General features: G+C 72.3%; 15 protein-coding genes and 1 riboswitch. Of the genes, 10 read left to right on the top strand and 5 right to left on the bottom strand.

The genetic code is table 11. The features are described 5' to 3' along the window. Positions 1-47: 47 nt before the first annotated feature. From SSP29_RS31825 to SSP29_RS31810, 4 genes are all read left to right on the top strand, one after another. Positions 48-1,451 (top strand): M16 family metallopeptidase, encoded by a 1,404-nt coding sequence (locus SSP29_RS31825; RefSeq protein ID WP_089104306.1) that lies wholly within the window; start codon positions 48-50, stop codon positions 1,449-1,451. Next, on the top strand, positions 1,448-2,836 hold the full coding sequence (locus SSP29_RS31820) for a M16 family metallopeptidase (protein WP_089104305.1): 1,389 nt from the start codon (positions 1,448-1,450) through the stop codon (positions 2,834-2,836). Before SSP29_RS31825 ends, SSP29_RS31820 begins: the two co-directional genes overlap by 4 nt. Positions 2,837-3,027: 191 nt before the next feature. Then, positions 3,028-3,191: riboswitch (cyclic di-AMP (ydaO/yuaA leader) on the top strand. A gap of 12 nt (positions 3,192-3,203) precedes the next feature. Continuing rightward, entirely contained in the window at positions 3,204-3,959 is a 756-nt protein-coding gene (locus SSP29_RS31815; protein WP_089104304.1) for a M23 family metallopeptidase, read from the top strand. A 384-nt stretch (positions 3,960-4,343) separates the two neighbouring features. Next, a complete protein-coding gene (locus tag SSP29_RS31810; protein ID WP_089104303.1) occupies positions 4,344-5,039 on the top strand; it encodes a GntR family transcriptional regulator in 696 nt (231 codons plus the stop codon). Between the two features lie 314 nt (positions 5,040-5,353). On the opposite strand, the gene SSP29_RS31805 is transcribed toward SSP29_RS31810, so the two are convergent. Continuing rightward, complete coding sequence (locus tag SSP29_RS31805; protein WP_089104302.1) at positions 5,354-5,635, bottom strand: HPr family phosphocarrier protein; 282 nt, start codon at positions 5,633-5,635, stop codon at positions 5,354-5,356. Positions 5,636-5,812: 177 nt separating this feature from the next. Between SSP29_RS31805 and SSP29_RS31795 the strand changes: the two genes are divergently transcribed. The 5 genes from SSP29_RS31795 to SSP29_RS31775 all read left to right on the top strand — a co-directional run bounded on the left by SSP29_RS31795 (position 5,813) and on the right by SSP29_RS31775 (position 13,937). Continuing rightward, positions 5,813-8,704, top strand: a complete 2,892-nt coding sequence (locus tag SSP29_RS31795) for a bifunctional acetate--CoA ligase family protein/GNAT family N-acetyltransferase (protein WP_089104301.1) — start codon at positions 5,813-5,815, stop codon at positions 8,702-8,704. Between the two features lie 133 nt (positions 8,705-8,837). Then, positions 8,838-9,425: a DUF5998 family protein gene (locus SSP29_RS31790; protein ID WP_089104457.1), complete on the top strand. Its 588-nt coding sequence runs from the start codon at positions 8,838-8,840 to the stop codon at positions 9,423-9,425. Then, positions 9,425-10,618 (top strand): alkaline phosphatase family protein, encoded by a 1,194-nt coding sequence (locus SSP29_RS31785; protein WP_150135291.1) that lies wholly within the window; start codon positions 9,425-9,427, stop codon positions 10,616-10,618. The genes SSP29_RS31790 and SSP29_RS31785 overlap by 1 nt, the downstream gene beginning before the upstream one ends. Before the next feature lie 41 nt (positions 10,619-10,659). Next, entirely contained in the window at positions 10,660-11,304 is a 645-nt protein-coding gene (locus SSP29_RS31780; protein ID WP_089104299.1) for a thymidine kinase, read from the top strand. A gap of 221 nt (positions 11,305-11,525) precedes the next feature. Continuing rightward, positions 11,526-13,937 (top strand): DUF8508 domain-containing protein, encoded by a 2,412-nt coding sequence (locus SSP29_RS31775; protein WP_089104298.1) that lies wholly within the window; start codon positions 11,526-11,528, stop codon positions 13,935-13,937. 57 nt (positions 13,938-13,994) lie between these two features. Here SSP29_RS31775 and SSP29_RS31770 read toward each other — a convergent pair whose 3' ends face one another. Then, positions 13,995-14,798: a VOC family protein gene (locus SSP29_RS31770; protein WP_089104297.1), complete on the bottom strand. Its 804-nt coding sequence runs from the start codon at positions 14,796-14,798 to the stop codon at positions 13,995-13,997. A gap of 310 nt (positions 14,799-15,108) precedes the next feature. Between SSP29_RS31770 and SSP29_RS31765 the strand changes: the two genes are divergently transcribed. Next, a complete protein-coding gene (locus SSP29_RS31765) occupies positions 15,109-15,951 on the top strand; it encodes a sulfurtransferase (protein ID WP_089104296.1) in 843 nt (280 codons plus the stop codon). Between the two features lie 70 nt (positions 15,952-16,021). On the opposite strand, the gene sepH is transcribed toward SSP29_RS31765, so the two are convergent. From sepH to SSP29_RS31750, 3 genes are all read right to left on the bottom strand, one after another. Next, entirely contained in the window at positions 16,022-17,059 is a 1,038-nt protein-coding gene (sepH, locus tag SSP29_RS31760) for a septation protein SepH (RefSeq protein ID WP_089104295.1), read from the bottom strand. Positions 17,060-17,611: 552 nt separating this feature from the next. Next, entirely contained in the window at positions 17,612-18,931 is a 1,320-nt protein-coding gene (locus tag SSP29_RS31755; protein ID WP_089104294.1) for a D-arabinono-1,4-lactone oxidase, read from the bottom strand. Continuing rightward, the gene (locus SSP29_RS31750; RefSeq protein ID WP_089104293.1) at positions 18,891-20,129 is read right to left on the bottom strand and encodes an MFS transporter; all 1,239 of its coding nucleotides are present in this window, start codon (positions 20,127-20,129) and stop codon (positions 18,891-18,893) included. The genes SSP29_RS31755 and SSP29_RS31750 overlap by 41 nt, the downstream gene beginning before the upstream one ends. Positions 20,130-20,264: the final 135 nt, after the last annotated feature.

Raw genomic sequence — 20,264 nt, 5'->3', positions numbered from 1 at the left:
CAGAAAAACCGCGGTTCGAGACCGCTTCCGCGAGCGAAGGGACGTACATGCCCATGGGTCACACGACCACGGCCGAGACAGGCTCCGGAGGCCTGGCAGCGACCGAGCACCGCTTGGCCAACGGTCTGCGCGTGGTGCTCTCCGAGGACCACCTGACCCCGGTCGCGGCGGTCTGCCTCTGGTACGACGTCGGTTCCCGGCACGAAGTCAAGGGCCGTACCGGCCTGGCTCACCTTTTCGAGCACCTGATGTTCCAGGGCTCCGCCCAGGTGAAGGGCAACGGCCACTTCGAGCTCGTCCAGGGCGCAGGCGGCTCGCTCAACGGCACCACCAGCTTCGAGCGCACCAACTACTTCGAGACCATGCCCGCCCACCAGCTGGAGCTCGCCCTCTGGCTGGAGGCCGACCGCATGGGCTCGCTGCTCGCCGCCCTGGACGACGAGTCGATGGAGAACCAGCGGGACGTCGTCAAGAACGAGCGCCGCCAGCGCTACGACAACGTCCCCTACGGCACGGCCTTCGAGAAGCTGACCGCGCTCGCCTACCCGGAGGGCCACCCCTACCACCACACGCCGATCGGGTCGATGGCGGATTTGGACGCGGCCACCCTGGAGGACGCGCGCGCGTTCTTCCGCACCTACTACGCGCCCAACAACGCCGTCCTGTCGGTCGTCGGCGACATCGACCCGGAGCAGACCCTCGCCTGGGTCGAGAAGTACTTCGGTTCCATCCCGGCGCACGACGGCAAGCCGACCCCGCGTGACGGCTCGCTGCCCGACGTCATGGGCGAGCAGCTGCGCGAGGTCGTCGTGGAGGAGGTCCCCGCGCGGGCGCTGATGGCCGCCTACCGGCTCCCGGAGGACGGCACGCGCGTGTCCGACGCGGCCGACCTGGCCCTCACCGTCCTCGGCGGCGGCGAGTCCTCCCGCCTGTACAACCGCCTGGTACGGCGCGACCGTACGGCCGTCGCCGCCGGCTTCGGTCTGCTGCGGCTCGCCGGGGCGCCCTCCCTGGGCTGGCTCGATGTGAAGACCTCCGGTGACGTCGAGGTGCCGGTCATCGAGGCCGCCATCGACGAGGAGCTCGCCCGGTTCGCCGAGGAGGGCCCGACGCCCGAGGAAATGGAGCGCGCCCAGGCCCAGTTGGAGCGCGAGTGGCTGGACCGGCTCGGCACCGTCGCGGGCCGCGCGGACGAACTGTGCCGCTTCGCCGTCCTGTTCGGCGACCCGCAGCTCGCCCTGACCGCCGTCCAGCGGGTCCTGACGGTCACCTCCGAGGAGGTCCAGGAGGTCGCCAAGGCCCGGCTGCGTCCCGACAACCGCGCGGTGCTCGTCTACGAGCCGCTGTCCGCGGAGTCCGCGGAGCACACCCAGGAGGCGGGACGCGGCGAGGACCCGGAGCAGGAAGCCACCGTAGAGGCCGGCAACGAGAACGAGGAGACGGCCAAGTGACCGAGCTCGCCACCATGGACTTCCACCCTCAGCCGCAGCCGGGCGAGGCCAGGCCCTGGGCCTTCCCGGCCCCGGAGCGCGGCACCCTGGACAACGGCCTGACCGTGCTGCGCTGCCACCGCCCGGGCCAGCAGGTCGTCGCCGTCGAGGTGCTCCTTGACGCGCCCCTGGACGCCGAGCCGGCCGGCCTGGACGGCGTCGCCACCATCATGTCGCGCGCCTTCTCCGAGGGCACCGACAAGCACTCCGCCGAGGAGTACGCCGCCGAACTGGAGCGGGCTGGCGCCACCCTGGACGCGCACGCCGACCACCCCGGCGTCCGCATCAGCCTGGAGGTCCCGGCCTCCCGGCTCGCCAAGGGCCTCGGGCTGCTCTCCGACGCCCTCAGGGCGCCCGCCTTCGCCGAGAGCGAGGTCGAGCGGCTGGTCCGCAACCGCCTCGACGAGATCCCGCACGAGCTGGCCAACCCCAGCCGGCGGGCCGCCAAGGAGCTCTACAAGCAGCTGTTCCCGGCCACCGCGCGGATGTCCCGCCCGCGCCAGGGCACCGAGGACACCGTCGAGAAGATCGACGCGGCCGCCGTACGTGCCTTCTACGACCGGCACGTCCGCCCCGCCACGGCCACCGCGGTCGTCGTCGGCGACCTGACCGGCATCGACCTGGACGAGCTGCTCGGCGAGACCCTGGGCGCCTGGCGCGCCGCCACCGGGCAGCCCCGCCCGGTCCCGTCCGTGGCCGCCGACGACACCGGCCGGGTCGTCATCGTGGACCGCCCCGGCGCCGTCCAGACCCAGTTGCTCATCGGCCGCGTCGGCTCCGACCGGCACGACCGTGTCTGGCCCGCCCAGGTGCTCGGCACCTACTGCCTGGGCGGCACCCTCACCTCCCGCCTGGACCGCGTGCTGCGCGAGGAGAAGGGCTACACCTACGGCGTCCGCTCGTTCGGGCAGGTCCTGCGGTCCGCCCCCGACGGCACCGGTGTCTCGATGCTCGCCATCAGCGGCTCCGTGGACACCCCGAACACCGGCCCGGCCCTGACGGACCTGTGGACGGTGCTGCGTACGCTCGCCGCCGACGGCCTCACGGACGCCGAGCGCGATGTGGCCGTGCAGAACCTCGTGGGGGTGGCGCCGCTCAAGTACGAGACGGCGGCGGCCGTCGCGGGCACCCTGGCCGACCAGGTCGAGCAGTACCTGCCCGACGACTTCCAGGCGACGCTGTACCGCCAACTGGCCGCCACCGGCACCGTGGAGGCCACCGCGGCGGTCGTGAACGCCTTCCCGGTGGACCGCCTGGTGACCGTCCTCGTCGGGGACGCGGCGCAGATCAAGGAGCCCGTCGAGGCCCTCGGGATCGGCGAAGTCACGGTCGTCGCCGCGGAGTAGGGCACACGCGGGTGCGGAGCCCTGGTGACCCTCGGGTCATCAGGGCTCTCGCATGTCCGAATTGAGGTGGAGGCTGCCTGTCTGCCCTGTGGGATGCGCTACAAAAACCGCGTTCCGTTTGGGCGGGGGAAGAGCGGCCTCGTAGGTTCTTCCGGGCTGTCCGTCAGGCAGTGCGCCGCATCCGCGGCACCGGACAGCCATCGCCGAGTCCCCGTACGGCGCGAGCCAGGGGAGCCGGGGACCCACGCAGTCCCTGGGGTGAATCGGGCGCCCGCGCGTGTCGCGAGGGGGCCCGTAGGAGACCTTCCTGCTCCGAACCCGTCAGCTAACCCGGTAGGCGAGAGGGAAGGAAAGGACCAGCCTCTACATGGCGTTCATGTGCGCCTCCGGGAAGCACCGTCGTCCCGGCCGGGTGAAGCGCACCACCGCGCAGGCCGCCGGTATCGCGGCCCTCACCACCACGGGTGTCATCGGCACCGTCTCGGCCGCCCCGGCGCTCGCCGCCGAGAACTCCGTCGAGCAGACCGGCCTCACCCCGGTCATCACGCTCAGCGACTCGGTCGTCGAGCAGATCGACGCCCAGGCCGCCACGCAGAAGGCCGCCGCCGAGCGCAAGGCGGCCGAGGAGGCCGCCCGCAAGAAGGCTGCCGAGCAGGCCAAGAAGGAGCACGAGGCCAAGGTGCGAGCGGCCCGCGCGGCCGAGCGCAAGCGCCTGAACACCTTCGTCGCGCCGATCAGCGACTCCTACGTCTCCACCGGCTACAAGACCGGCGGCTCCCTGTGGTCCTCCGGCGCCCACACCGGCATCGACTTCCACGCCGCCAGCGGCACGGTCGTGCACGCGGTCGGCACCGGCACGGTCGTCTCCACCGGCTGGGGCGGGGCGTACGGCAACGAGATCGTCATCAAGATGGCCGACGGCATGTACACCCAGTACGGCCACCTCTCGTCCATCGGCGTCTCGGTGGGCCAGAAGGTCACCCCGGGCCAGCAGATCGGCCTCTCCGGCGCGACCGGCAACACCACCGGCCCCCACCTCCACTTCGAGGCGCGCACCACCCCGGACTACGGCTCCGACATCGACCCGGTCGCCTACCTCCGCAAGCACGGCGTGAACGTCTGAGGGAGCTGGACGCGGGCCCGGCGCCGAGACCGACGTGAAGGTTGCGATGCGTGCGCCGGGCGCGGGTGCGCCGTGGCTGGTCGCGCAGTTCCCCGCGCCCCTGAAGGGGCGCTGCGCGTGACGCCCCTGAAAGGGGCGCGAGCAACCCCCACGCACCCGCACCCGACCACCAAGGTGAACCCGGCAGGACACTGCGGCAACAACCCGTGAGATCCTCCGGAGCCCCGGCCCCTGTGCCGGGGCTTTCGTCGTTTTCGTGCACCCGGTGTCCAAAATATATCCCTGGATTCCGGCCCGCCGTCGGAAATTCCGGCTCATTGCAATAGAGTCACGGAACGGACGCCACTCGGCGGCGTTTCACGGGGATTAAGGCGGAGGTCGGTCATGCGTATTCCGGCGCACTCGGTATGCACGGCGATCCGGGACGACATCGTCGCGGGTGTCTACGAGCGCGGCAGCCGGCTCACCGAGGAACTCCTGGCCCGCCGCTACGGGGTCTCGCGCGTCCCCGTCCGCGAGGCCCTGCGCACCCTGGAGGCCGAGGGCTTCGTCGTGACGCGCCGGCACGCGGGCGCGTGCGTCGCCGAACCCACCGAGCAGGAGGCCGCCGACCTGCTGGAGATGCGCATGCTCCTGGAGCCGCTCGGCGCCTCCCGGGCCGCCCAGCGCCGCACCGAGGCCCACCTCAAGGTGCTGCGCGGACTGGTCCGGCTGGGGCAGGAGCGGGCCAGGCGGGGAAACAGCGAGGATCTGCGCTCCCTGGGCGGCTGGTTCCACGAGACCCTGGCGCAGGCCTCCGGCAGCCATGCCCTGACCTCCACGCTCACCCAGCTCCGGCACAAGATCGCCTGGATGTACACCGTGGAGACGCCCGCCAACCCCGCGGAGTCCTGGACGGAGCACGGCGCCATCGTGGACGCGGTGGCGCGCGGCGACGCCGAGCGGGCCCGGGCTGTCACGGCACTGCACACCGAGCGCTCGACGGTCTCCCACCGGCTGCGCTTTTCCGGCACCACCGAACGGGCGAACGGTGTGAGGACTTCGCAACACCCCGTAAACATGTCGGGCCTGCGGCATTAACACGCGCACCGTATACAAAGAGATGTTATTCGGCGGGGTCTGTTTTCGCTGCCCGAATTCACGCGCGCCGGGAATTCACGGTCGCGCTTCTTTCGTGTGCCCGCGGTAAAGCCGGGCGCCGGGGTCTTCACAAACTCCGGGACGGGGCCGTCGTAAAGCCGTGTGCGGCCCTGTTGTGAAGTCATGTGCGCCCGTCAAGGAATTGCGGCACATGACGGGTGACCCGGTACGGGCTCCGGGGCCGAGGGGGAGACGGCGGGGCCGCGCCGCTCCCCGGGGAGTGGCGCGGCCCCGGACGTGCGGGCGCCGGGCGCTCAGACGGTCTCGGGAAGTTCCTCGAGACCCTCGGCGACCAGCTTGGCCAGGCGGTCGAGGGCGGCGTCAGCGCCCTCGGCCTCGGAGGCGAGGACGATCTCCTCGCCGCCCTGGGCGCCCAGCCCCAGGACAGCCAGCATGGAGGCCGCGTTGACGGGGTTGCCCCCGGCCTTGGCGATCGTCATCGGGACGCCTGCGGCCGTGGCGGCTCGGACGAAGATGGAAGCGGGGCGGGCGTGGAGGCCCTCGGCCCAGCCGACGTTGACGCGGCGCTCAGCCATGTGATGCTGCCCTTCGGTGTTCAGGGTTGTCTAGACCAGTTTCCCATATCGTGAAGCATGCCCGGAGTGGGCGTGAGTCCTCTCCGGGTGTGTCGTCGGACCGCGGCCTCGGCCCGACTTTTGTCCTCCACAGACTGCCTCGCGCCGTTGTCGGACGCGAGCCGTACTCTGGGGCCCATGCAGACCCCGGCGGACCCGCAGGACCGGCATGAGTACCCGTCCCACTGGGAGGCTGACGTGGTGCTGCGCGACGGGGGTACCGCGCGCATCCGGCCCATCACCGTTGATGACGCCGATCGCCTGGTCAGCTTCTACGAGCAGGTCTCGGACGAGTCGAAGTACTACCGCTTCTTCGCGCCCTACCCGAGGCTCTCCGCCAAGGACGTCCACCGCTTCACGCACCACGACTTTGTGGACAGGGTGGGACTCGCGGCCACCATCGGCGGCGAGTTCATCGCAACCGTACGCTATGACCGCATTGGCGCCGACGGGACGCCCGCCTCGGCGCCCGCCGACGAGGCCGAGGTCGCCTTCCTCGTCCAGGACGCCCACCAGGGGCGCGGCGTCGCCTCCGCCCTCCTTGAGCACATCGCGGCCGTCGCGCGCGAGCGCGGGATCCGCCGCTTCGCCGCCGAGGTGCTGCCCGCGAACAGCAAGATGATCAAGGTGTTCACGGACGCCGGCTACACCCAGCAGCGCAGCTTCGAGGACGGCGTGGTCCGCCTGGAGTTCGACCTGGAGCCCACGGACCGCTCGGTCGCCGTCCAGCGCGCGCGGGAGCAGCGCGCGGAGGCCCGTTCGGTACGGCGGCTGCTCGCGCCCGGTTCCGTGGCCGTGATCGGCGTCGGCCGCGCGCCCGGCGGGGTCGGCCGCAGCGTCCTCGGCAACCTCCGGGGCGCCGGCTTCACCGGCCGCCTGCACGCCGTGAACCAGGCCTTCCCCGACGACCTCAAGGAGATCGACGGGGTGCCGGCGCACCGCTCGGTGAGGGACATCGACGGCCCTGTCGACCTCGCGGTGGTCGCCGTACCCGCCGAGCACGTGCCCGAGGCCGTCACCGAGTGCGGCGAACACGGCGTCCAGGGGCTCGTCGTCCTCGCCGCCGGGTACGCGGAGAGCGGCCCCGACGGCCGTGAGCGCCAGCGCGCCCTCGTCCGGCAGGCGCGCACGTACGGCATGCGCATCATCGGCCCCAACGCCTTCGGGATCATCAACACCGCGGACGACGTCCGGCTGAACGCCTCCCTCGCACCCGAGATGCCCCGCCCCGGCCGGATCGGCCTGTTCGCCCAGTCCGGCGCCATCGGCATCGCCCTGCTGTCCCGGCTGCACCGGCGCGGCGGCGGCGTCACCGGCACCACGGGCGTCTCCACCTTCGTGTCCTCCGGCAACCGCGCGGACGTCTCCGGCAACGACGTCCTCCAGTACTGGTACGACGACCCCGAGACCGACGTCGTCCTCATGTACCTGGAGTCCATCGGCAACCCGCGCAAGTTCACCCGCCTCGCCCGGCGGACGGGGGCGGCGAAGCCGCTGGTCGTGGTGCAGGGCGCGGGGGCGCCGCCGGGCCACGCGGTACGGGCGACGCGGCTGCCGCACGCCACGGTGTCCGCGCTGCTGAGGCAGGCCGGGGTGATCCGCGTCGACACCATCACCGAGCTGGTCGACGCGGGGCTGCTGCTCGCGCGGCAGCCGCTGCCGGCCGGGCCGCGGGTGGCGATCCTCGGCAACTCGGAGTCGCTGGGGCTGCTGACGTACGACCGGTGCCTGGCCGAGGGGCTGCGGCCGGCCCGGCCGCTGGACCTGACGACGCGGGCGACCGCCGGGGACTTCCACCGGGCGCTGTCGCAGGCGCTGGCGGACGAGTCGTGCGACGCGGTGGTCGTCACGGCGATCCCGACGATCGGTGAGGGGGCCGTGGGGGACGCGGAGCTGGCGGAGGCGCTCAGGTCGGCGGCCGAAGAGGTTCCGGGGAAGCCGGTGCTTGTGGTGCACGTGGAGCTCGGGGGGCTTGCGGAGGCGCTTTCGGCTGCGGGCCGTACCGCACCTACGGCGGGTGCGATGGCACCCGGCGCTGCAGGCGGTGCCCACCCGTTCCGCCCTGCGGAACGCCTGCCCACCGCGGTGGCGGCCGAGACGAAGGCGCCCTCCGCCGCGCTGCCCCAACCCCCGAAGCCCCCTGCCTCCCCTGCCCCCCACCCCTACTCCCGTCTCATCCCCGCCTACCCCGCTGCCGAGCGGGCCGTGCGGGCCCTCGCCGAGGCCGTGAAGTACGGGCAGTGGCGGCGGGAGGCCGCCGAACCCGGGAAGGTGCCCGAGTACGAGGACATCGACGAGAGGGGCGCCGCCGAGCTGATCGGCGCGCTCCTCGAACGCGGGGAGGGACTCACCATCGGGGTCGAGGAGACCTGCCGGCTCCTCGGCAGGTACGGCATCGACGTGCACCGCGCCCTGCCCGCTCCCGCCCCCGACGCCGCCGTCGGAGCCGCCCGCGCCCTCGGCTATCCCGTCGCCCTCAAGGCCACCGCTCCCCATCTGCGCCACCGCGCCGACCTGGGCGGAGTGCGGCTCGACCTGGCGGACGAAGAGCAACTGCGCCGGGCGTACGCCGAGTTGAGCGAGCTGTACGGGACGCCCGAGGAGCTGCGGCCGGTGGTGCAGCGGATGGCACCCCGGGGCGTGGACACCGTCGTACGGGCCGTGATCGACCCGGCCGCCGGGGCCGTGGTGTCCTTCGGCCTCGCGGGGGCCGCCTCGCAGCTGCTCGGGGACATGGCGCACCGGCTGGTTCCGGTCACCGACCGGGACGCCACCTCACTGGTGCGTTCGGTCCGGACCGCGCCCCTGCTGTTCGGCTGGCGCGGTTCGGCCCCCGTCGACACGCCCGCCCTGGAGGAGCTGCTGCTCAGGGTGTCCCGGCTGGTCGACGACCACCCCGAGGTCGTCGCGGTCACCCTGGAACCCGTCGTGGTCGCCCGGCAGGGCGTGAGCGTCCTGGGGGCCACCGTCCGCCTCGCGCCACCTCCGGCCCGTGACGATCTGGGCCCGCGCACCCTGCCCGCCTACTGACCGCCGGCCGGCCGAGACGAACGTCCGCACCCGTCGGCGGCGTTCGACGCGGCCGCGCGCGACGGCGGCGGCGTCGGACGCGGCCGCGCGCGACTGGCCCGGGTCCCCTTGCCCACGGATTAGGATGGACGCCATGGCCAAGACCAGTACGACGACCCAGGGGCTGCGCGTCGCGATCGAGCGCAGCGGCTACTACCCGGCCCTCGTGGCCGAGGCGGTGGAGGCCGCCATCGGTGGTGAGCCGATCCGGTCGTACCTGGTCCACCAGGAGACGACGTTCGACCAGAACGAGGTGCGGCGGCATGTGACCGTGCTCGTCCTCACCGGCAACCGCTTCATCGTCAGCCACACCGACGAGCAGGCCGCCGACAGCACCTCCCCGACGCCGTACGCCACCACCTCGACCGAGTCGGTCAAGCTCGGCCGGATCTCGTCCGTCGTGGTCAGCCGGGTTGTGGCCAACCCGGAGCAGTACACGCCGGGCACCCTGCCCCGCGAGATCGTGCTGACCATCGGCTGGGGCGCCGTCTCCCGCATCGACCTGGAGCCCGCCGCCTGCGGCGACCCCAACTGCGAGGCCGACCACGGCTACACCGGCAACTCCACGGCGGACGACCTCAGCCTGCGGGTCAGCGAGGCCGGGGACGGCCCGGAGACGGTGCGCCAGGCGCTCGTCTTCGCCCAGGCCATCTCCGAAGCGACCGCGGACGTCACCCGCTGATGGCGTACGCCACCTGGGACCATCCGGAACCCCTCGCCCTCGACTCCGCGCCGCTCCCCGAGTACGGCAGCGGCTCCCTCGCCGACCTGCTGCCCACCCTGGCCGCGGGCATGGCCGTACCCGGAATGTCCGCGTCGATCACGGAGCTGACGCCCGCCGACCGCAACTGCGTCTTCCTGATCGACGGGCTCGGCTGGGAGCAGATCAAGGCCCATCCCGACGAGGCCCCCTTCCTCACCTCCCTGCTCGGCAGCTCGCGCGGCGGCACCGGACGGCCGATCACCGCCGGCTACCCGGCCACCACCGCGACCTCCCTCGCCTCCGTCGGCACCGGCCTGCCGCCCGGCGCGCACGGCCTGCCCGGCTACACGGTCCGCAACCCGCAGACCCGCGCGCTGATGAACCAGCTGCGCTGGCAGCCCTGGACCGACCCGGCCGCCTGGCAGCCGTACCCCACCGTCTTCCAGCTGGCCCAGGACGCGGGGGTGCACTCCGCGCAGGTGTCCTCCCCGCACTTCGAGCACACCCCGCTCACCAAGGTCGCGCTCAGCGGCGGAACGTTTCACGGGCGGCTGACCGGCGAGGAGCGCATGGACCTGGCGGCGGAGCAACTCGCCGCAGCGGACCGCTCCCTGGTCTACACCTACTACGCCGAGCTGGACGGCGCCGGGCACCGCTACGGCGTGGAGTCCGACACCTGGCGCGGCCAGCTGATGCACGTCGACCGGCTCGTCCAGCGCCTCGCCGAGCAGCTGCCGTCGCGCAGCGCCCTGTACGTCACCGCCGACCACGGCATGGTCGACATCCCGTTCGACGAGCAGCACCGCATCGACTTCGACGAGGACTGGGAGCTGCGGGCCGGCGTCGCCCTGCTCGGCGGCGAGGGCCGGGCCCGGCACGTCTACGCGGTGCCCGGCGCCCAGAACGACGTCCTGACCTGCTGGCGCGAGGTGCTCGGCGAACAGTTCTGGGTGGCCTCGCGGGACGAGGCGATCACGGCGGGCTGGTTCGGCCCGCCGGACCGGTTCGACGAGCGGGTGTACGACCGGATCGGCGACGTCGTCGCGGCCGCGCACGACGACGTCCTGATCATCGCCTCCGAGCGGGAGCCCAAGGAGTCGGCGATGGTCGGCAACCACGGCTCGATGACCCCCGCCGAGCAGCTCGTCCCGCTGCTCGAAGTACGCTCCTGACACCCCCGATCCCACCACCCCCGAAAGGTGCTCAACTCCCCATGCCCGAGCTGGTGTTCTTCTCCGGAACGATGGACTGCGGGAAGTCGACGCTGGCTCTGCAGATCGAGCACAACCGGTCGGCGCGCGGTCTCGTCGGCATGATCTTCAGCCGCGACGACCGGGCGGGCCACGGCAAGCTCTCCTCCCGCCTCGGCCTGGTCACGGACGCCGTGGAGGTCGAGGACGGCCAGGACCTGTACGCCTACCTGGTCGACCACCTCTCGCAGGGCGGCCGCGCGGACTACGTCATCGCCGACGAGGCGCAGTTCCTGGCGCCGGAGCAGATCGACCAGCTCGCGCGCGTGGTCGACGACCTGGGCCTGGACGTCTACGCGTTCGGCATCACCACCGACTTCCGCTCCAAGCTGTTCCCCGGTTCCCAGCGGCTGGTGGAGCTGGCCGACCGGGTCGAGGTGCTCCAGGTCGAGGCCCTGTGCTGGTGCGGCGCCCGCGCCACCCACAACGCCCGCACGGTGGACGGCGCGATGGTCGTCGAGGGCGCGCAGGTGGTCGTGGGAGACGTCAACGGATCGGCCGGAAAGGTCGGTTACGAGGTGCTGTGCCGACGCCACCACCGCAGGCGCATGACGAGCGCCACGACGCGGGCGGCCGCCCTGTCGCCCGACGTTCTGCCGGTCACGTAGGGCAGGCCCGCCGGCCGCCGACTGCATCGCGCACCGCCAACCACCTCTGCGTTCCCTGGAATTAACCCACGGCATCTTGGCGCCCCGGCGTCTACACGCGTAACTTGAGCCCGCCTCCCCCCACACGCCCGGTTCAAGCACCGCCCGCCCGCGGTGTGTTGAAGCATCCGACGTCCGAGGAGACCGCCAGCGTGCCCAGACCCGCAGCGAGCAGATCCCGTATGCGCCGCGCCGCCTACCCGCTGATTTCCGTGAGCGTGGCGAGCGCCTTCGCGATGACCGCCCTTCCCGCCGCGTACGCCACGCCGTCCGCCACGGCGGTGATCGCCGAGGTGTACGGCGGTGGCGGCAACTCCGGCGCGACCCTGACCCGGGACTTCGTCGAGCTCGGCAACGCCGGGTCCGCGGCCTACGACCTGGCCGGCTACAGCGTGCAGTACCTGCCCGGTTCGCCGTCCTCGTCCTCGCAGTGGCAGGTGACCGCGCTCAGCGGCTCGGTCGCCCCCGGCGGCCGGTTCCTCGTCGCCGAGTCGCAGGGCAGCGGCGGCACCACGGCCCTGCCGGCCCCGGACGCCACCGGCACGATCGCGATGAGCGCCACCACCGGCACCGTCGCCCTGGTCTCCGGCAGCACCGCGCTGACCTGCAAGACCGCCGCCGACTGCGCGGCCGACAGCCGCATCGTCGACCTGGTCGGCTACGGCACCGCGGTGGTCCGCGAGGGCAGCGGCCCGGTCACCGGCGCCTCCAACACCGCCTCCGTGGCACGGGCCGGCACCCTGGCCGACACCGACGACAACGCGGCGGACCTCACCGCCGGTACCCCCTCCCCGGTCAACTCGGCCGGGCAGACCCCGGGTTCGGGCGACGGGGGCGGCGGGGGCGGTGACGACCCGACCCAGCCGGGCACCGTCCGCGTCCACGACATCCAGGGCACCACCCGCAGGTCCCCGCTCGCCGGGCAGACCGTCGCCAAGGTGCCGGGCATCGTCACCGGCGTCCGTACGACCGGCTCCAAGGGCTACTGGATCCAGGACCCGACGCCCGATGCCGACCCGCGCACCAGCGAGGGCGTCTTCGTCTACACCGGCTCGGCCGCCCCCACCGTGGCGGTCGGCGACTCGGTACTGGTCAGCGGCAAGGTCAGCGAGTACTACCCGAGCAGCACCAGCCAGTCGGTCACCGAGCTCGACGGCCCGACCGCGACCGTGCTCTCCAGCGGCAACGCGCTGCCCGCCCCTGTCACCCTGGACGCGGCCTCCGTACCGGACGCGTACATCCCCACCGCCGACGGCGGCAGCATCGAGTCGCTCGCACTCCAGCCGGCCGTCTACGCCCAGGACTTCTACGAGTCCCTGGAGGGCATGCGGACGACGTTCGCCGACGCCCGCGTGGTCGGCGCGACCGACGCCTACGGCGAACTCTGGGTCACCGTCAAGCCCGACGAGAACCCGACCCCCCGCGGCGGCACCCTCTACTCCTCCTACGACCAGCCCAACACCGGCCGTATCGAGGTGATGTCCCTCGACACCAGCACCGCCTTCCCCGCGGCGAACGTCGGCGACGAGCTCTCCGGCACCACCACCGGCCCGCTCGACTACTCCACCTACGGCGGCTACAACGTCCAGGTCACCCAGCTCGGCACCCTGGTCGCGGGCGGCCTGAAGCGGGAGGTGACCCGTCGGCAGAAGGGCGACGAGCTCGCGGTCGCCACGTACAACGTGGAGAACCTGGACGCCCTGGACGACCAGGAGAAGTTCGACCGGCTCGCCGAGGGCGTCGCGGTCAACCTCAACTCGCCCGACATCGTCGCCCTGGAGGAGATCCAGGACGACAACGGCGCGACGGACGACGGCACCGTCACCTCCGAGGCGACCCTGAAGCGGTTCACCGACGCCATCCGCGCGGCCGGCGGCCCGCGTTACTCCTGGCGCTACATCGCGCCCGGGAACGACCAGGACGGCGGCGAGCCCGGCGGCAACATCCGCCAGGTCTTCCTCTTCAACCCCAAGCGGGTCTCCTTCACCGACCGGCCCGGCGGCGACGCCACCACGGGCACCGGTGTCGTCAAGACCCGCAGGGGCGCCCAACTCACCTACTCCCCGGGCCGGATCGACCCGGCCGGCGACGCCTGGGACGACAGCCGCAAGCCGCTGGTGGGCGAGTTCGTCTTCCAGGGCCGGACCGTCTTCGTCATCGCCAACCACTTCGTCTCCAAGGGCGGCGACCAGCCCCTGCACGGCCGCTACCAGCCGCCGGCCCGCAGCTCGGAGACCCAGCGCGCGGCCCAGGCCGCCGAGGTCAACACCTTCGTCAAGTCGCTGCTCGCGGCGGACAAGGACGCCAAGGCCGTCGTCCTCGGCGACCTGAACGACTACGAGTTCTCGCGGACGGTGACCACGCTGACGGACGGCGGCGTCCTGACCCCGCTGATCACCACCCTGCCGGCCGCCGAGCGCTACACCTACGTGTACGACGGCAACTCGCAGACCCTGGACCACATCCTGACCAGCCCGGCCGTGACCCACGTCGACTACGACGTGGTGCACATCAACGCCGAGTTCGCCGACCAGGCCAGCGACCACGACCCGCAGATCGTACGGATCGACGTCAGCAGGTGCGGTAAGCACTGACCGGCGTCACCGTGGCGTGGGACGGGCGGACTCGTACCGTCCCACGCCGGCGACGGCTCAGTGCGGGCTCTGGATCACCGAGAAGACCGCGCCCTCCGGGTCGGCCACCGTCGCGACCCGGCCGTGTGCGCTGTCCCGGGGCGGCTTCAGTACCTGCCCGCCCAGCTCGGCGACCTCCCGCAGGGTCGCGTCCGCGTCGGCCACCTCGAAGTACGTCAGCCAGTGCGGCCCCCGGTCCCGGGGCATCGAGAGGCCGACGCCGTGGATGCCGGCCACCGGGCGGCCCCCGACGTGCAGGGTCACGTAGTCGAAGTCGGCGGACACCACCGGCTCCTCCTCGTAACCGAACACCGTTTCGTAGAACTTGGCGACGCTCGACGTCTCGAAGGTGAGCAGCTCGTCCCAGACGGGCGTGCCGGGGACACCGGTCAGGGCCGTGCCGAGGTGGGCCGATCCCTGCCAGATCCCGAACACCGCGCCCGAGGGGTCGGAGGCGATGGCCATCCGCCCGGCCTCCGCCGCGTCCAGCGGGCCCACGCCCACCGTGCCGCCGCACAGCCGGGCCGTCTCGGCCGTCAGGTCCACGTCGTCCGAGGCGAAGTACGGCGTCCAGGCGATCGGCAGCTGCAGGTCCGGCGGCAGCTGCCCGATGCCCGCGACCTCCCGCCCGTCGAGCAGGGCCCGGACGCAGGGGCCGAGCTGCTGGGGTCCGGGCTGGAACTCCCAGCCGAACAGCGCTCCGTAGAACTCCTCGGTCGTGGTCAAGCCGTGCACCATCAGACTCACCCAGCAGGGGGTGCCGGGCGCGCGCCGAGCGTGCGTGTCGCCGTTCGGGCCGGCCGCTCCCCGTACCTCGGTCATCGTCACTCTCTCCTCGGCCCCTCGCGGTGGCCGTGTCGCTTCCGCTCTCCGGACCGGTTGTGCCGCAGCCGCGGACACACCCCGTGCCGATGCTCGCACCCTCCGTGTCGCCTTGTGTCCACGGCCGTGGGGCGGCTTCGCGAGGATGCCTGGTCTGCCGTTTCTGGCCCGTTTCCGGTCGATTGCCGTCGGGTGTCCATCAGCTGTACAGCATGTGCCCGATCCCGTACGCCCGGTGATCGAGGCTGCCCGGCCGAGCAGAGTAGTCGTACCTGGACGATGCGGCCACCCCTGGCGTAAGGATGGGGCCATGGAAGCCATCATCACCGCAACCGAACTCGCCGACGACCTGACCGGGCCGACCCCGCCCGTCCTGCTGGACGTCCGCTGGCAGCTGACCCCGCCCGGCACACCGCCCTTCGACGGCCGGGCGGCCTACGCGGCCGGGCATCTGCCGGGCGCCGTCTATGTGCACCTGGACGGGGAACTGGCCTCGCCGCCCGGCGAGAACGGCCGGCATCCGCTGCCCGACCTGGCCGTCTTCGGTGCGGCGATGCGCCGCGCGGGGGTGTCGGCGGGCCGGCCGGTCGTCGTGTACGACGGCGGGCAGGGCTGGGCGGCGGCGCGTGCCTGGTGGCTGCTGCGCTGGACGGGTCACCCGGACGTGCGGGTCCTCGACGGCGGGTTGCCGTCCTGGGAAGGCGCTCTTTCGACTGACGTGACCGAACCGGCCGAGGGCGACTTCGAACCGGCCGCGGGTGCGGGGCAGTTGCTCGACGCGGACGGGGCGGCGGCGCTGGCCCGCTCAGGTGTGCTGTTCGACGCCCGCGCGGGGGAGCGGTACCGGGGCGACGTGGAGCCGATCGACCGGGTCGGCGGCCACATCCCGGGCGCCGTGTCGGCGCCGACCACCGAGAACGTCGGCCCGGACGGCCGCTTCCTGTCCGGCGCCGAACTCCGCGACCGCTTCAAGGGCCTGGGCGCCTCCGAGGGGGCCGAGGTGGGCGTGTACTGCGGTTCGGGCGTCTCCGGTGCTCACGAGGTGCTGGCGCTGGCCGTCGCGGGTATTCCGGCGGCGCTGTACGTCGGTTCGTGGTCGGAGTGGTCCGCCGACCCGTCCCGTCCGGTGGCGGTCGGCCCGGACCCGCAGTAGCCCGGCAGAAACCATCGGACAGAGGGGGCACGCGTGCGTGCCCCCTCTGTCCGATGCCTGCTTCGGCCGCCTACTCCTGCTTCTTGCGCCGCGTCCCGAAGACGATCTCGTCCCAGCTCGGTACGGCGGCGCGGCGGCCGGGGCGGACGCCGTCGGCCTCGGCCTGGCGGTCGGTGGCGCCGATCAGCCGGTCGCGGTGGCTGCCGACGGAGCGGGGCATGAGGACGTCCGCGTAGGCGGAGCCGGCCGAGGCCGCCGGGGCCGGGGGCTCCTCCGCCGCCGGTTCCGGGGCGGGCTCCTCCGGGATCTCCACGGGGCGCTCCGGGACCACCATGTCGCCCCGGAAGCTCGGCACCGCCTCCAGCAGGCTGGTCAGCGAGTCCCGTTCGCCGGTGCTCTCCTCGGCCGGTTCGGACGACTGCGCGGGCAGGCTCGGCCGCTCGCGGTCCCGGTCGCCGGGACGGTCCAGCGGGCGGTCGCGCGGCAGCCGCGCGATGCGCGGCACGAACGGAAAGCTGGGCTCCGGTACGGCGAGGTCGTCGGACTCGCCGATCAGCGAGCGCGCCTCGTCGTCGACCGCCTGGACCAGCCGCCGGGGCGGGTCGTAGGTCCAGCTCGCCGAGTGCGGTTCGCCCGCGACCCGGTAGACGAGCAGGACTTCCCAGGTGCCGTCGTCGCGGCGCCAGGAGTCCCACTGGACGGTGTCCTTCTCGGCACCGCGCAGCACCAGCCGCTCCTGCACGGCCTCGCCGAGCAGCGGACCGGAGTTCTCGCCGGGCCGGCGGACGGGCGTCTTGCGAGCCCGCTCGGCCATGAAGGCGCGCTCGGCCAGTACCGGACCCTCGAAGCGCCGCACCCGGTCGACGGGGATCCCGGCGAGCTGGGCGACCTCTTCCGCGGTCGCGCCCGCCCGTATCCGCGCCTGGATGTCTCGCGGCCGGAGATGGCTCTCGACCTCGATCTCGATCTGGCCGAGCCGGGGCCGGTCGCCGCGCACGGCGGCACGGAGCCGTTCGTCGATCGGAAGGGTGTACTCCGTAGAGTCGGCAGCCTTGAGCACCAGCCGTGTGCCGTCATTGGAGACGGCCACGACACGCAGTTCGGGCATGGGGACCTCCCGGGTGGTGCCTGCCGACGTCACGTGCGTCGCTGCTTCCGCTAGTCGAGTGTGGCCTGCCCGGGTGCAGCCTGCCACAACCTTGCCGAGTTGCCCGGCGTGTCGGGCATCAGCCCTGGGCCGCCGTTATGGCACGGTTACCTATTCGCAACGCTAAGTGACCAAAGCTGTCACCCTGTGCAACTAGCCCCCTCCCGGCGGTCCTGCAAGGCCTCGGACGCCCCGGCGGGAGACCGGACCCAGGGCTCGCAACAGTACTCCATTCGGGCCACGTGCGTGGATTGGCGCGCCGCCCAACTTCTGGCAACAACCGCTCCCCGGCCGTTGTTTGCCCATCTCGGGCGATCTTGAACGTGGCGTACTTCACGCAATCCTCAGAAATGGAACCAATGGTTTCGTCCGTACGTCCCTTTCCTGCGTGGTCGATCGAACAAGTGCGGGAAGGGCGGGCGGGGTTGGGAATGCGCGAAAGGCCCGGTCCTGGTGACCGGGCCGGTGCGGGGCGGGAGGCGAAGGGGAGTTCGGAGCCGGGCGGCTCCTCGGCTACTGGCCCAGAACCCTGCGCAGGTAGTCGTTCTGGAACAGCCGGTCCGGATCGAGCCGGTCCCGCAGCGCCGTGAACTCACCGAAGCGCGGGTAGACCTCGGCGAAGTACTCGGCGTCCCGGGTGTGCACCTTGCCCCAGTGCGGGCGGCCCTCGTGCGCGGTGAAGATGCGCTCGGCGGCGGTGAAGTACGCCTGGTACGGCGTGCCCCGGAACATGTGCACGGCGATGTACGCGCTGTCCCGGGCGGACGCGGTGGACAGGGCGATGTCGTCGGCGGGGGCGGTGCGGACCTCGACCGGGTAGCTGATCCTGAGATCCGAACGGTCGACCATGGCCTTCAGTTCCCGCAGCGTGTCCACCAGGGCCGCGCGCGGAACGGCGTACTCCATCTCGACGAAGCGCACCCGGCGGGGCGAGGTGAAGACTTTGTAAGGGATGTCGGTGTAGGTCCGTGCGGACCAGGCGCGGGTGGAGATCCGCGCGATGGAGGGAATGGTCGCGGGCGCCGCGCGGCCGACCATGTTCACCGCCTGCCAGAGGCCGTTGGCGACGAACTCGTCGTCGAACCAGCCGGCCAGCTGCCCCACCGGCTGTGCCGGTCCGGCGCTGCGGTTGTTGCGCTTGGTGTTGGCCGACGCGGTGTGCGGGAACCAGTAGAACTCGAAGTGCTCGTTCTCCGTGCTGTGTTGGTCGAACTCGGACAGCACCCGGTCGAAGGACATCGGTTCCTCGCGGGCCGTGAGCAGGAAGACCGGCTCCACCGCGAAGGTGATCGCGGTGACGATGCCCAGGGCGCCGAGACCGACCCGTGCCGCCGCGAAGACCTCCGGATTCTCCTTCTCCGAGCAGGTGAGCACCGAGCCGTCGGCGGTGACCAGTTCGAGTTCCCTGATCTGCGCGGCGAGTGAGGCCGACTCCCGGCCGGTGCCGTGGGTGCCGGTGCTGGTGGCCCCGGAGACCGTCTGCTCCATGATGTCGCCCATGTTGGTCAGCGACAGGCCCTCGCGGGCCAGGGCCACATTGAGTCTCTTGAGCGGGGTGCCGGCCTCGACCGTGACGGTCATGGCCTTGCGGTCGATGTTGCGTATGCCGGTCAGCAGCTGAGGGCGGACCGAGACGCCGTCGGTCGCGGCGATCGCCGTGAAGGAGTGGCCGCTGCCGACCGCCTTCACCTTCAGGCCGTCCTCCGCCGCCTGCCGCACGGCCGCGGCCAGCTCGTCCACGGAGGCGGGCGTGACCTCCCGCGCGGGGCGGACGGTGACATTCCCTCCCCAGTTACGCCACGTGCCGCTCTTCCCGCTCGCTGTACTGCTCAACGGTGCCTCCCCGACCCGTGACCGGCCTGCTGAGCCGGCGGTACCCGAGGAAACCGACCGCGACCGCGACGGCCCCGGCAACGGCCGGAACCCCGTACCCCGCACGGGCGCCGGCCGCGTCGATCACCCAGCCGGCGACCGAGGAGCCGAGCGCCACCCCGACCGCGAGGCCGGTGCTCACCCAGGTCATGCCCTCGGTGAGTTTCGCGCGAGGTACGTGCTTTTCGATGAGGGACATCGTCGTGATCATCGTCGGCGCGATGGACAGGCCCGCAACGAACAGCGCCACGGCCAGAAGCGGCAAGTTTCCGACCAGTAGGAGGGGGATCATACTCACGGCCATCGCGCATATGCCCAGCAGCCACCTGCGTTCCGGCTTCCCCCCGAACCGCATGAGCCCGAAGACCGCTCCGGCGACGCAGGAACCCGCCGCGTACAGCGCCAGAACGACGCTGGAGGCGGCCTTGTGGCCCTGTTCGTCGGCGAAGGCGACGGTCACCACGTCGACGGCCCCGAAGATGGCTCCGGTGGCCACGAAGGTCGCCACCAGCACCTGGAGGCCGGGGGCGCGCAGCGCCGAACCGCCGCCGTGGTGCCCGCGCGGATGCGGCTCGGGCTCGGTGGCCCGCTGGGCGGTCAGCCAGAAGACGCCGGCGGCGAGGAAACCGGCGGCCAGCAGCGGGCCCGCCTCCGGGAACCAGGTCGTGGACAGGCCGATGGAGAGGATCGGCCCGAAGATGAAGCACACCTCGTCGACGACGGACTCGAACGAGTAGGCCGTGTGCAGCTGCGGGGTACCCCGGTAGAGGGCGGCCCAGCGGGCCCGGATCATCGCGCCCAGGCTCGGCACCGCGCCGATCCCGGCGGCGCACCCGAACAGCACCCAGTCCGGCCCCCCGAAGTGCGCGGCCAGCAGCAGCCCGGCCGCCGCGGCGAGTGCGAGCAGGGTCGCGGGGCGCAGGACGCGGCGCTGGCCGTGCCGGTCGACCAGCCGGGACACCTGCGGCCCGATCGCCGCGGCGGACAGCGCCATGGTGGCCGACAGCGCGCCCGCGAGCCCGTACCGCCCGCTGAGCTGGGAGATCATCGTGACCACGCCGATGCCCATCATGGACAGCGGCATCCGGCCGACGAAGCCCGCGGCGGAGAAGCCCTTGCTGCCGGGGGCGGCGAACAGGGCGCGATAGGGGCTGGGCACGGGGGTCTCCGACGGCTGTACTGGGTAAGGCGCGATTGCGGCTGATACAGCTTACGAGTGAGGTCGCCGTGTTGCACCCGCTCGGCACCGGGGATAAACCTCCCGAATCCGACTCTTCATGCTCCTGTTTCCGGG

Source organism: Streptomyces hyaluromycini, assembly GCF_002217755.1.
Taxonomy (GTDB): domain Bacteria; phylum Actinomycetota; class Actinomycetes; order Streptomycetales; family Streptomycetaceae; genus Streptomyces; species Streptomyces hyaluromycini.
This window is presented reverse-complemented; position numbering and strand designations above follow the sequence as displayed.